Origin of the sequence: Acidipropionibacterium jensenii DSM 20535, from assembly GCF_000425285.1 — a bacterium.
GTDB lineage: Bacteria > Actinomycetota > Actinomycetes > Propionibacteriales > Propionibacteriaceae > Acidipropionibacterium > Acidipropionibacterium jensenii.
In genome coordinates, this window is record NZ_AUDD01000002.1 from 132,961 (window position 1) to 145,759 (window position 12,799).

General features: G+C 70.4%; 11 protein-coding genes and 1 tRNA gene. 3 read left to right on the forward strand and 9 right to left on the reverse strand.

Translation table 11 applies throughout. From position 1 onward, the window contains the following. Nucleotides 1-5 precede the first annotated feature (5 nt). Nucleotides 6-1,355, reverse strand: coding sequence for a flavin monoamine oxidase family protein (locus tag H590_RS0101785; RefSeq protein WP_028702207.1), 1,350 nt, complete (start codon nucleotides 1,353-1,355; stop codon nucleotides 6-8). Between the two features lie 309 nt (nucleotides 1,356-1,664). Here H590_RS0101785 and H590_RS0101790 point away from each other — a divergent pair, with 309 nt between their 5' ends. Further along, nucleotides 1,665-2,177, forward strand: a complete 513-nt coding sequence (locus H590_RS0101790; RefSeq protein ID WP_028702208.1) for a hypothetical protein — start codon at nucleotides 1,665-1,667, stop codon at nucleotides 2,175-2,177. A 104-nt stretch (nucleotides 2,178-2,281) separates the two neighbouring features. Here the strand turns inward: H590_RS0101790 and H590_RS0101795 are convergent, their stop codons facing one another. The 6 genes from H590_RS0101795 to H590_RS0101820 all read right to left on the reverse strand — a co-directional run bounded on the left by H590_RS0101795 (nucleotide 2,282) and on the right by H590_RS0101820 (nucleotide 10,086). Beyond that, entirely contained in the window at nucleotides 2,282-3,325 is a 1,044-nt protein-coding gene (locus tag H590_RS0101795; protein WP_028702209.1) for an alcohol dehydrogenase catalytic domain-containing protein, read from the reverse strand. 162 nt (nucleotides 3,326-3,487) lie between these two features. Continuing rightward, complete coding sequence (locus tag H590_RS0101800; RefSeq protein ID WP_028702210.1) at nucleotides 3,488-3,964, reverse strand: DUF1269 domain-containing protein; 477 nt, start codon at nucleotides 3,962-3,964, stop codon at nucleotides 3,488-3,490. Beyond that, nucleotides 3,961-4,446 (reverse strand): DUF1453 family protein, encoded by a 486-nt coding sequence (locus H590_RS0101805; RefSeq protein ID WP_028702211.1) that lies wholly within the window; start codon nucleotides 4,444-4,446, stop codon nucleotides 3,961-3,963. Before H590_RS0101805 ends, H590_RS0101800 begins: the two co-directional genes overlap by 4 nt. A 140-nt stretch (nucleotides 4,447-4,586) precedes the next feature. Next, nucleotides 4,587-7,448, reverse strand: a complete 2,862-nt coding sequence (locus tag H590_RS0101810; protein WP_028702212.1) for an AfsR/SARP family transcriptional regulator — start codon at nucleotides 7,446-7,448, stop codon at nucleotides 4,587-4,589. A 78-nt stretch (nucleotides 7,449-7,526) separates the two neighbouring features. Next, nucleotides 7,527-8,120, reverse strand: coding sequence for a GNAT family N-acetyltransferase (locus H590_RS0101815; protein WP_051238060.1), 594 nt, complete (start codon nucleotides 8,118-8,120; stop codon nucleotides 7,527-7,529). A gap of 193 nt (nucleotides 8,121-8,313) precedes the next feature. Further along, nucleotides 8,314-10,086 carry an HNH endonuclease gene (locus tag H590_RS0101820; RefSeq protein ID WP_161625991.1) on the reverse strand — a complete coding sequence of 591 codons (1,773 nt, stop codon included), beginning with the start codon at nucleotides 10,084-10,086 and terminating at the stop codon, nucleotides 8,314-8,316. Nucleotides 10,087-10,101: 15 nt separating this feature from the next. On the opposite strand from H590_RS0101820, the gene H590_RS19280 reads away from it, so the two are divergent. Continuing rightward, nucleotides 10,102-10,236 (forward strand): hypothetical protein, encoded by a 135-nt coding sequence (locus H590_RS19280; protein WP_269471496.1) that lies wholly within the window; start codon nucleotides 10,102-10,104, stop codon nucleotides 10,234-10,236. A gap of 172 nt (nucleotides 10,237-10,408) precedes the next feature. Here H590_RS19280 and H590_RS0101830 read toward each other — a convergent pair. Then, a tRNA-Thr gene (locus H590_RS0101830) sits at nucleotides 10,409-10,481 on the reverse strand. Nucleotides 10,482-10,645: 164 nt separating this feature from the next. Here H590_RS0101830 and H590_RS0101835 point away from each other — a divergent pair. Then, nucleotides 10,646-12,355 carry a DUF885 domain-containing protein gene (locus H590_RS0101835; protein WP_051238061.1) on the forward strand — a complete coding sequence of 570 codons (1,710 nt, stop codon included), beginning with the start codon at nucleotides 10,646-10,648 and terminating at the stop codon, nucleotides 12,353-12,355. Nucleotides 12,356-12,416: 61 nt separating this feature from the next. Here H590_RS0101835 and H590_RS0101840 read toward each other — a convergent pair whose 3' ends face one another. Further along, nucleotides 12,417-12,752, reverse strand: a complete 336-nt coding sequence (locus tag H590_RS0101840) for a hypothetical protein (protein ID WP_028702217.1) — start codon at nucleotides 12,750-12,752, stop codon at nucleotides 12,417-12,419. Nucleotides 12,753-12,799 lie beyond the last annotated feature (47 nt).

A 12,799-nucleotide genomic window follows, 5' to 3' on the forward strand; every position in this document is an offset into this window, starting at 1 on the left:
CGAGGTCAGTCGAGCAGCTCGTCGACCTCGGCGGCCACCTCGTGGCCGCAGCGCACCGCACCCTCCATGTAGCCGTTGAAGGCGGAGGCGTACTCGGCGCCGGCGAAGAACAGTCGTCCCAGCGGCTGGGCCAGCACCGGCCCGCCGGTGGTCCACAGTCCGGGGGCGAAGTGGGCGCCGTGGCAGCCGCGGGTGAACTTCTCTGACAGCCAGTCCCGGTCGAGGTACTCGATCGGCTCGGAGGGAGCCTTGCCGAAGGCTCCCTCGACGGCCTCCTCGAAGGCCCGCTGACGCAGTGAGACCGACTTCTTCCCGAAGCCGGAGGCCTCCGACCCCTCGAAGAATCCCATCAGAATGCCTTCTCCGGTGGACTCGTCGGAGGTGTCGAAGACCACCCGGACGGCTCCCTCGTCGGCGCCCATCTGGCCCGACCGGCCGTCGCGGCGCCACCACGGGGAGTCATAGGCGAGGTAGGCCTTGATGACATTGCCCGCCGGCACCTTGCCGGCCAGCTGGATCCGCTCGGCGGGCAGCGGCGGGTCGAAGACGGTGTCCAGCAGCATCCGCGGGGGCAGCGTGCACACCGCGGTGCGGGCCTCGATCTCGGTGCCGTCGTCCAGCACGGCGACCACCCGGTCATCGTCGTGGTGGATGCCCACGACCACGGAGGACAGTCGGACGGCGTCCCCCAGCTCGACGGCGAGGTTCTCGGCGACCTGGGCCACACCGCCGCGCACCCGCTGCTGCTTGAGGCCGCCGTTGACGGCCACCAGGGACTCCAGGTCGACCCCCTCGCCGGCCCGGGCGAGGCTGTCGATGAGGGTCGCGGTGGCCGAGTCGACGTCCAGCGCGTTGGTGGCGAGGGCGGTGAAATAGGCGCGACCACCCTCGGTGCGCAGGTTCGCACCGACCCACTGGGCCAGTGTCTGACCCAGCCAGGCAGCGTTGGCCTGGGTCCACACCGGGTTCTGCGCGACCCGGTCGGCGAGCCTGCGGAAGCGCAGCAGTCCCTGACCGAGATCGGCGAACTCGAAGGGTGTGAGGTGCTGTTCGGCGGCCGCGGACTCGGGGACCTGGGCGACCTGACCGTGCAGCCTGAGCACCAGGTCTCCGCTGCTGGGGCCGATCATCTCCAACCCCTGGCCGTCGATGAGGGCCCTCAGCTGCTCGTGAGCCTGGGAGATCCACTGACCGCCCAGCTCGACGACCTGCCCGTTCGACAGGGTCGCGTTCTCCACCCGGCCGCCGACCCGGTTGCGGGCCTCGAGGACCACGACGTCACGGCCGGCCCTCACGAGCTCGGTCGCGGCCGACAGGCCGGCCAGTCCGGCACCGATGATGATGCTGTCGTACATGGGAACACGTCCTCCTGGTCGTGTGGACCGCTGCGGGTCGCGCACGTCGCCGGCGTTGCCCGCCGGGGCTTGGAAACTGCACCCCGATGCTATCCACTGCGGTCACAGCGCCCCAACCCCCCACTCACTTCCACCGTTCAGCCATCAGCGCTACCCGCCGGGGACGACGTTCGGCCGGGTGGGGCGGAGGGTATGGGGCGGACGGTGCCGGCGGGTGGGACGGAGTGGGGACGGTGAGCGCCGGGAGGGTGACGCTGGGTGCAGGTGGGACGCCGCGGGGGCCGCTGGCAGCTCTGCGAGAATGACGCCATGACATGGGCCGATCCGGGAGCGTGGTACATCGGTGCCGCATACCTGGTCGCCCTCGTCGCCCTGGGGGTGCTGGTGTGGTCGGCCACCCGGCAGTGGCGCAGCCGCCGGGTGAGCTGGCGGCTGGACGGGCGCAGCTGGCTGGTGGACGGGCGCAGCCGGCCGGTCCCCGATGACCGGGGCCGGACGACGTCCTCCGGAATGGCCCGGCGGGCCGAGCTGAGCCTCACCAACACCGGGACCGGGACGGCCTTCGGTCTGGAGACCATCCGGTGCGTCGGTGACGGGTCGGCCCCGCAGCGGTTCGCCGAGGTGCCGGTGCTGCGCCCCGGGGAGTCGGTGCGGATCGTCATGGATCTCGCCGACGAGAGGGCCTGGCAGCGCTGCTGGATCCGGCCGCGCTGCCGTCCCAGCCACCGCCGGTTCGACTCCTCCCGACGTCGCTTCGCCCGGATCCGGGTGGCCCGGGCCCTGGCGCGGACCTCTCAGAGAGTTCCCGCGGGAACTCTCTGAGACCGACACCGCGGCCCGCCCGGAGGGTGCCCCCGGCCGGGGTCGCGGCTGTCGGGCCTTGTCGGAGCTTGTTGGAGCGTGTCAGGCCTGTCGGCCGTCTCGGGTCAGGGCTTGACGAGGATCCGGATCGGGTTGTTCCGGTGCTCCTCCAGATCCTGGATGCCGCGCTTGATCTCGCTCAGCGGGATCACCTCGGAGATCGACTCCGACAGGTCCAGGCGATGGTAGGACAGCATCTCCGCCAGCACCCCGATGTCCTGGCCCCGGTATCCCAGGTGGCCGTAGACCCTCTTGCGCTGAAGGTTGAAGTTCATGAACGGACCGGCGTCGATGTCCTGGCTGGACAGGCCCAGGGAGACCGCCTTGCCGTCGACGTCCAGGGAGTCGACGGCGGCGCGCAGGGTCGGCTTGATGCCCACCGCGTCGAAGGCGACGTCGATCATCCGGCCGTGGGTGAGGTCCTCGATCTTGCTCATCAGATCGGGATCGTCGCTGTGCAGCACGTGGTCGGCGCCGACCCGCTTGGCACGGGCCAGCACCTCGTCGTTGAGATCGATGGCGATCACCGGGACACCGCCGGCGACCTTCGCCAGCTGAACGAGGTGGGTGCCGACTCCCCCGACCCCCCAGACCGCCACCGCATTGCCCATGTGCACCTGGGCGGTGTGCACCACCGCCGCGTAGGGGGTGGAGACGGCGTCGGCCAGCAGGGCGGCCTGGTCCATCGGCACGTTCTCGGGGATCTTCGTCAGCCCGGTGGCGGCCGCCTCGTGGTACTTCGCCCACGCCCCGTCGTAGGCGAAGGCCATCAGATTGAGGTGGAGGCAGTTGGCGAAGTCTCCGCGACGGCACTTGCGGCAGGTGAAGCAGGGACGCCCGGCCGACGGGATGACGCGGTCCCCCACCTTCCAGCCGGTGACCCCGACGCCGACCTCCACGATGGTCCCGGAGGCCTCATGGCCCTGGGTGACCTCGGGAAGCTGGGCGGGGAAGGTGCCGTTGATGAGGCTCAGATCCGAGTGGCAGATCCCGCAGTAGGCCACCTCGATGAGGACATTGCCCGGCCCCGGGTGGGGAACGGGGACGTCCTCCAGATGGATGCTGTGGTCCTTGGCGTAGAACCTCTCGGCCAGCATGGTCTCAGTCATCACACACTCCTTGTGTCGGCGCCGACACCGGTCGACGCCGCGTGGGCCGACCGGTGAACTGCGCCTGTGCAGCTCATGCCATATTGGTCCGACCAGAACTCACGATAGCGCCTGGCCCCATCGCGTCACATCCTCGGGCCAGGCGTCATCCCCCTCACGCGGTCAGGACCCGAACACCCGGTGGAGGTTCTCCTCGTGCCTGGGGCTCAGCTGCCTCTGGAGGGCCGGCCCGGCGCTGCGTCCTCCCCCGAGTCGGGCGACCAGCTCGGGCGGGACCGGCCGGCCGGTGACCATCAGCAGCGCCGAGGAGCCCCGCCGAAGGTTCGCCCGGAGCCGTTCGATGAGCTCGGTGTCGACCCCGACCTCGGCCAGGCAGCGCGGCCCGGAGTCCGCACAGCCCAGCAGCGGGGCCGCGAAGGTCAGTCCGTGCAACAGTCCCCAGAAGGACGACCCGAGCGGCCGACCCTGGACGACGTTGCCCGCCGCGCGCATCTGCGGCGCCTGTGCGGTGCGGGGCCAGAACACCAGGCAGGCGTCCTCGACGCTGAGCCGGCCCAGCTGGGACAGGGCTGCGAGTTCCTGCTCGGCTCGCATCGCCCCGTCCAGCCGGTCGAAGCACCAGGTGCTCAGGGTGGTCATGCCAGGCTCGCGTCCCCGACCACCGGCTCGTCCTCCAGCCTCATGGCCCGACGGTGGATGAGCTCGGCCTGGATCGCCATCATGATCGCGAGCATGATGAGGATCTCGCCGATGCCGCCGGTGTCGCTGGCGTGGGTGAAGTAGGCGATGGTGCCGAGCACGAACTTCGAGGCGATCAGGCCGAGGAAGATGGCCACGGTCAGCGGTGTGCCCTGGCTGTAGACCTTGCCGTCCTCCACCCAGAGCCGGGTGAGACGCCCCCGGATCTGACCGACGATGAGGCTGAGCAGGATGCTGATGACCAGGAAGACGGCGGCCAGCGGGGTGCTGGGCAGGTGCATCCCGCCGATCAGCAGCCCGACCGCCAGGTAGATGAAAGTCAGTTTGACACGGGTGCGGGCGACCACCTCGTGGCGGCGGGTCTGCTGGTAGATCGCGTAGCTGGTGAGGCCGAGGATGGCGATGAGTTCGTACACGGACATGGGACGACCGATCTGTGAGATTCAGGGCCGGCGGTTCCGCCGACAGATCGATGGTGCGAGACCGTGATCCAAGATCGCTCCAAGCCATGATCCACACCCTTGGAGACGTCACCGCTTGGCGACGCCGCTGCTTGGAGACGTCACCGCTCCAGATCCAGGGCCTCCTCGATCGTCAGGCTCAGGCCGGCCTCCCAGGCCGCCCGGTAGGCCTCCTCGCCCAGCCTCTCGCGCGCCATCGCCAACTGGCCCTCGGTGGCCGGCATGGCGGGCCAGCCGAGTCCGGCCCGGCGGCTCTGCGCCTCGGAGGCGGCGAACAGGGCGACCCCCTCGCGCAACTGCCCGGTGGCCATGATCAACAGCGCACGCCCCTCGATGGGCATCGACTCCGGACGGGCACCGAGCCGGATCTGGACCTCGATCATCCGGTGGTTCCAGATCAGCCCCTCCTCGGGACCGCTGGTCTGAACCGACAGGGCGGCGAGCATGATGCAGCAGATCCAGCAGGTCAGCAGCACCCCGTCGGCCAGCCCGCGGTGGTAGAGCTCGGTGGCCCGCTCCACGCTGATCTGGGGCGGGGTCGACTCGATCTCGGCGAAGCAGGTGACCGCGTCGGCCATCAGCCGGAAGGCCGGGTCGCCGTCGGCGGCCATCTCCTGAAGACGTCGTCCCAGCACCGCCACCATCTGGAAGTTGCGGTGCAGGGCACCGACCAGGGCGGCGGAGGCCAGCAGCTCGACGACGTCGGTGAGACGGTCCGGCGGCACCTCCCGCAGCTCGGCGAGAGCATGATCGAAGAGTGGTCGGGAGCTGTCGAACCGGCCGCGCATCCCCTCGGCCGCCGCCAGGTTGAGTTCGGTCATCGCGGCGTCGGTCGGATCGCTGCCGACAGGTGCGGGAACCGCCAGCTGGAGCCATTTGAGGCCCTCGATCATGCGGCCGCGGTGGTACCAGAAGTTCGACACGCGCGACAGCACGAAGCACCCCAGCGGCCCGGGATCATCCACCAGGGTGGACTCGAGGCTGGCCCGCACGGTGGCGAAGTCGACGTCCAGTTCCCGGTACCAGCCGTGCTCATCGGCCCGGCCGTCCCCGGGTCTGCGGGCCAGCATGCCGCGCAGCCAGTCGTGGCGGCTGTCGATGGTGGCGATCGACTCGTCGGCCTCCCGCAGGGCGAGCGCCGCATGGGCGCGGACGGTGGCGAGCTGGCGGAAGGTGGACTCCTCGCCCGGTTCCTCCGCCCTCAGGGCCAGCAGCAGACTCCTGTTCACCAGGGACTCCAGCAGGTCGGGGACCTGCCCGGGCGACAGCGGCGCGAACCCGGCCACGGTGGCCGCGCAGTCGCGGGTGAAGGCGCCGCGCAGCACCGACAGCCGCCGGTGCACGAGCCTCTCCTCCGGCTCCAGCAGCCGATGGCTCCACTCGATCACCTGGCGCAGGGTGCGTCGGTGGTCTCCTCGGCCGCCGACCCGTCGCAGACCACCCGGGTCGGTGCGCACCTGGTCGGCGATCTCCGACAGCGATGCGGTGCGCACCCGTGCCGCCGCGAGTTCCAGCGCAAGCGGCAGGCCGTCGACGTCGTTGCAGATCTCGGCCGCCAGATCCAGGGAGACGTCGTCGAGGGCCAGGGTGGGATCGGCCTCGCGCACCCTGGCGAGGAACAGTTCCAGCGCGGTGGAGCCGGCCCGGTCGCCGTCGGCGGGGGTGATGAGGGGGTTGAGCGGCCAGGTGATCTCGCCGGGAACCGCCAGCGGCTCGCGGCTGGTGGCCAGCACGTGGGTGTCGGAGTCGTCGTCGAGAACCTCCATGATGAGGTCGTAGAGCATCGGCGCGAGGTGTTCGCAGTTGTCGAGCACGAGCAGTATCTGCTGGTCGGCCAGGTGCTGGCGCAGCTGCTCCTCGACCGAGCCGGCCGGGGCCGGGGCCAGGCCGATGACGCTGGCCACCAGTTCGGCGACCAGGCCGGACCGCTCGACCGATCCCAGGTCGACGATGAACACCCCGTCGGGGAAGGTCTCGCCGCCGTGCCGGGCCACCTCGATCGCCAGCCGGGTCTTGCCGCAGCCGGCGGCGCCCACCACCGTCACCAACCCGTGGTCGGCGATCAGGGCGGTGAGGGAGGCCAGTTCGGCCCCTCGTCCGATCAGTGGGGGCAGACGCCGGGGCAGGTTCGTCGCGGGCCGCACCGGATGCGGGGCTGCGGTCGGTGAGGAGGCCGGTTGCGCTGTCGGTTGCGCGGACTGCGGGTGATGCAGATCCTCATCCTGGGCGAGGATCCTGGCGTGCAGGTTCTGCAGCGTCGGGCCCGGGTCCAGACCGAGTTCCTCCAGCATCAGATCCCTGGCGGTGCGGAAGGCCTGCAGCGCCTCGTCGGGACGCCCGGCGCGGTAGAGAGCGGTCATCCGCTGGGCCCAGACGTCCTCGTTGAGCGGGAGGTCGCGGATCAGGGTGCCCGAGTCGACGACTGCCCGATCCACCTCGCCGCAGGCCAGCAGGGCCTGGACCCTGCGGATCTGAACCTGCTCGCGGATCTCCACCAGCCGCGACACCGCGGCGGCGGCCCACAGCGCGTCCGCCGAGGCCCCGAAGGGATCTCCCCGCCACAGCGCCAGCGCCTCCTCGCAGCAGCGCAGGGAGCGGCGCGGATCGGCGTCGACGAGATCGCGGGACTGTCCCGCCAGGTCGAGGAACTCCAGCGAGTCTGCCTGGTCGACGTCGACCGCCAGCCGGTAGCCGCCGGACTCGGTGAGGAGCACTCGTGACGCCTGGCGGTGCGGGCGGTCGGGCTCCAGCACCTGGCGGGCCCGCCAGACGTGGCTCTCGAGGGTCGACTGGGAGCCCACTCGTCCGGAGTCGGCCCACAGGGCCTCGGCCAGGGCGGCCACCGAGACGCGTTCGTTGGCGTGGCTCAGGAGGACCGCCAGGACGGCCTGCGGTCGGGCGCCGAGCTGCGTCCTCCGGCCATCGATCTCGACCTCCACGGGTCCGAGATCATGGATCCGCATGCTCACAGGCGGAACCTAACATGCAGCAGGCCCACCGGGGCTGGAGTCGTCTGAGGCGGGGGTCGGCCCGGGTCGGGGTCACCGCTGGTCGAGGTCGAGGCTCACCAGGACTCGGGCCTTCGAAGGACGCGAGACGACGGTGAAGCCGGCGTCGGTGAACAGCCCGAGACTGCCGTGGTAGAGCTCGTCGGCGCTGATCGAGGAACGCCGGGCGGGGTCGACCGGGTATCCCTCCACCACCCGGCCGCCCTCTTCGCGGACGAACTCGACGGCCCCCTCGATGAGCCGGCGGGCGACGCCCCGACGCCGGTACCCGACCCGCACCACGAAGCAGACCACCGACCAGACGCCGTCGAGTGCCTGGCCGGTGCCCCTCGCGGCCACCACTCTGGGATACGCGGACTTCGGGGCGACCGCGCACCATCCGACAGGTTCGCCGTCCAGATAGGCGAGCAGACCGGGAGGCATGGCGTCCTCGCAGACCTGGCGTCTGAGCGACTCCCGGTTGGCCTGGCGGGTCGAGCCGGTCCACTCGGTGCCGCGCAGCCGGAAGAACTGGCACCAGCAGGACGCCGACCCGCCGCGACGTCCCATCACGGTGGAGACGTCCTCCCAGCGCTGCGGGCCCGCGCGGACCACCTGGATGGGGTCGGTGGGCAGCAGCTGGGACATGGCGACCTCCGTGGCGGAACCGGGATCGCCATCCTCGCAATGGCAAGGGTCATCCGGCCGGGCCCGCGGGCGAACTCCGACTGTTCGGTGCGGACTGTGGCGGTTCGGTGCGTTGAATCGATGCCTGCCCGTCAACACCCGTCAACACCCGTCGACATCTATCGACACCCGTCGGCGCAAAAGGTCGGCGGCGTCAGGCGGCCCGATCGACCTGGCCGTCCTTCTCGAGGGTGAGGTCGAACAGAACTCTGACGCATGCATGCAGATCGAACCCCTCTCCGCCACCCTCCGGGTAGATGAGGTTGGGGTCGATGGGCTCCTCGGCGTCCATGTCCTCGCGAGGTCTCGCCTCCTTGAAGGGCCCGCCCCTTTCCCGACGGTCATTGCCGGCCTGGGATCCGAGAATCTGGATCATGTCGTCGGCGTCAGCCATCACGGGGTACCGCTCGGGTTGGACCAGTCGTCCGTCGGGAAGCCGGAACGCCCACCGCGAGGGTCCGGACCCGGCGGCGGCCTCGATGCTGATCCCGCCCTCGTGGACGAGCATGTGGTGTGCGCGGCAGACCAGGATGAGATTGTCCAGATCGGTGGGTCCACCGGCCGACCAGGCGACCACGTGGTGGGCCTCCAGATGGTGCGTCCTGGTGCAGCCGGGGAAGCCGCAGACGTGGTGGTCGCGGATCCGCAGGGCCCGTCGTTGGGCGCGGGATGCCAGTCGGCGGGTGCGGCCCAGAGCCAGCACGTTGCCGCCTTTGTCGCGTATCACGCCTTGGAGAGACGCGGTGCACGACAGTCGCTGGGCGGTGGCTGCCTCGATGGGCCCCTGCCCGTCCACGGTGCACAACCCTCGGACCGGCAGACCCGTCGTGACTGGACCTGACGTGATCGGACCTGACTCCTCGAGTCCCGGCAGGACCTGCCCGATCGGGGTCTCCTCGGACTCCGCGGGCTCCCCTGAGCTCCCGGGCACCTCGGAGTTCCCTGAGTTTCCGCGGGAGCTCTCACCCTGCTCGGTCCCCTGCCCGGCCTGCGCCTCGGTCTGGCGGGTCGCGGCGGGGGATCCCTCGGGCGTTCCCGCGGGAACGGGTTCGGTCACAGGCCCGGACTCTGTCTGCGTGGCTGCGGCCGGGGTCGCCTCGAGGATGCTCGCGTCGACGTGGACGACGACGAGGGTGTGGTCGCCCTCGGGTGCCCGGCGGTCCTGGTCCAGAAAAGCCGTGGCGACGTCGACCAGCCCCTGGACGCGATCGGGCGGCTCCCATCTCGTGTCCCGACCGGTGTCGGGATCGGTGCCGAGCGCGGACTCATGGTCAGCTCCGGGCAGACCGTCCTGAACGTCAGCCTCACTCTCCTGTCCGCCCTCACCGACCCCCTTGGCGCCGTCGGCCCCCTGCGCATTGTCAGCCACCTGCCCATCGTCGGAACTCTGCATGATCCGGCATGCGGCTTCCACCGCGGCCTCGATGAGGGCGGCCTCCTCGGCGGGCAGGGTGATGGAGATGCGGACCATGCCGTCCACGGAGGGCCGGCTGGAGTAGCGGCGGGTCGGTGCCGCGGCGATCCGCGATCCGGCGGCCAACCGGTATCCCGCCACGGTGCGGGCCAGTTGGGAGGCAGTCATCTTCAGTGCGAGATCGGTCATCCTCTCCTCGTCGAGCACCCCGACCAGCCGGGTGAGTTCACGGACCTTGGAGTAGGAGAACCGTCCGGCGGCGAACAACTCCTTGGTCCGGGGCATCTGGCGCAGCGCCCGGGCCACCCTGACGTGCTCCCGAGCGGCAAGCTCGCCCAGACCGCAGGCCCACCCCAGGAAGTGGGCGGTCGATCTCACGCCGTCGAAGGCGGCGAACCCGTCCCCGGCGTCGAACTGGTCGACCAGGTCGCAGAAGTCATGATCGATGCGAGCCCGGCGCACCGCCACCTGCTGCAGCCGGACGCCCAGCTCCTCGGCCTCGGCGGGGCTCAACTGAACCGGACTCGTGTGCCCGGGACTCAGCTCCACAGCACTTGGTGCAGCCGGAGGATCGCCGTCCCCCTCGGCACCGACTGGGACGCCGACACCACCGCCCGGCGCCACGCCGACGACGTCATCAACTGGATCCGCATCAAGGCCTGAACGGAGGCCGACACCCTCAGTGAGAAGTTCCATTTCCCAAGTCAAGCAGGAGGGTCTGACAGTTCTGAGCACCTGAACTCGCAGCACGCCAGGCCAGGCCCGACAGGGACACAGCAGGGCCGGAACATGGCAAAACGCCTAGCCAAGAACTTCTGACCAGGTGTTTCATCGGAGCCGTCGACGGGAATCGAACCCGTGACCTACGCTTTACGAGAGCGTCGCTCTACCGACTGAGCTACGACGGCCTGCCCGCCGCTCGGCTCTGGGAGCGCTCGGCGGACCGCTGCGACTATACCGGTCGCCGAGGCGCCTGCGGAAATCCTGTCACCCGGCCTGTCACCCGCCCCGTTTCCCGGCCTGACACCCGCTCTGTCGAGAACTGTCGGTGGGTCACGATACCGTCACTGTCGTGACCACTACTCCTGACTCTTCAGCCCCGGCCGACAACGCCGTCCACCCCCACACCGAGGTGGACCAGGTCGCCGAGCGGTACTACTCCGCGGTCGTGGAGGCGAGCCCGCTGTTCGCCACCGAACTCGGTCTGGACGTCCGCCAGAACGAGTACGACGACCTCTCCCCCGCCGGTCTGGAGGCCCGCTACCGGCTCACCATGAACACCTTGGACGAGTTGGACCAGGCGATGCCCGGCGACGACGTCGACAAGGTCACGGTCGCGGCGATGCGCAACCGGCTCGGGTTGCAGGCCGAGGTGCACGACAACGGCTTCGACCTGCTGTCGGTCAACGGCATCGAGACAGACCTGCACTCGATCCGCGCCGTCTACGACGCGATGCCGACCGACACCCTCGAGCAGTGGGAGACGATCGCCCGGCGTCTGAGCGCCGTGCCGGCCGCGATCGACGGCTGGATGGCCTCCCAGCGCGCCACCGTGGAGGCCGGCGTGCTGCCGGCCCGTCGGCAGGTCCTGCTGCTGGCCGACCAGGTCACCGGATGGACCGCCTCGGGCGGCTTCCTGGACCAGTACCTCGCCGGCGCCACCACCTCCTCCGGTCCTCTTCCGGAGGGGCTGCGCACCCGGCTGGCGGAGTCCCTGGAGGTCGCGCGGGGCGGCTTCGAGCGGGCCGTCGCGGAACTGAGCGGGCCCCTCCTCGCGGCCTCCACCGACGAGGACGCCGTCGGCGTCCAGCGTTACCGGCTGGCCTCCCGGGAGTTCCTCGGCTCGACCATCGATCTGGTCGAGACCTACCGCTGGGGCCAGGAGGAACTGGCCCGCATCGAGGAGCTGCAGCGCCAGACGGCGTCGCGGATCCGCCCGGGTGCCAGCGTCAGCGAGGCGATCGCGATCCTCGACGCCGACCCGAAGTACCAGATCCAGGGCACCACCGCCCTGCGCGAGTGGATGCAGGCGCGCGCCGATGAGGCGATCGAGGCGCTGGACGGCAGCCACTTCGACATCCCGGCCCCCGCTCGGCGGATCGAGGGGATGATCGCCCCCACCCACGACGGCGGGGTCTACTACACCTCCCCCTCCGAGGACTTCTCCCGTCCCGGCCGGATGTGGTGGGCGGTGCCCGAGGGGGTCGACTCGTTCACCACCTGGCGCGAGCTCACCACCGTCTACCACGAGGGGGTGCCCGGCCATCACCTTCAGATCTCCTCGGCGATCGCCCAGCACGACCGGCTCAACTCGTGGCGGCGCAATGACTGCTGGGTCTCGGGCCACGGCGAGGGGTGGGCGCTCTACGCGGAGTGGCTGATGGCCGACCTCGGGTTCATGGACGACCCGGGGCATTTCATGGGGCTGCTCGACGGGCAGTCGATGCGGGCCGCCCGGGTGGTCCTGGACATCGGCCTGCACTGCGGGTTCGACGCCCCCGCGGAGGTCGGCGGCGGAATTTGGAACTGGGACAAGGCCTGGGAGTTCTTCAACCGGCACGTCTCGATGGACGAGGGTTCGGCCCGTTTCGAGGTGAATCGTTACTTCGGCTGGCCCGGGCAGGCTCCGGCCTACAAGCTCGGCGAGCGCACCTGGCTGCAGCTGAGGGACGCCGCCCGCGCGGCCGATCCTCAGGGCTTCGACCTCAAGGACTTCCACACCCGGGCGCTGGCCCTGGGCGGGCTGCCCCTCGACGTGCTCCGGTCGGCGATGCTGCACTGACCGGCGCGACCAGACTGCTCGACCAGACCGGGCGACCCGACTGTGTGACAGCCGTGCCGGTTCACCTCTCTGGTTGCGGCGTCCTCAGGCACAGCGCACCGATGTAGCCGGTGTCGTGGCTCATCTCCTGACGGACGCTGACCTTCTCCTCGCCGTGCTGGCAGTCCCCGCTGGGCCGCACCACGCTGGACACCAGCCGGGCGCCGGTGCGCTGACACGAGACCACCGGGACATTGCCGTTGTCGACCCGCGTCCCCACCATGACGCACTGGCCGTCGCGGCGCTCCAGGCCGGACCAGACATGGTTGCGCCAGGCGAGCTCCAGGACGAGGATCACCGCGACCAGGGCCAGCACCGCGGCGAGCCGAAGGCATCTGCCTCCCACGGTCCCCGGCATCGCGGTCCCTTCTGCACGACCTCGCCCGCTGTGGCTGGAGTCGTCCC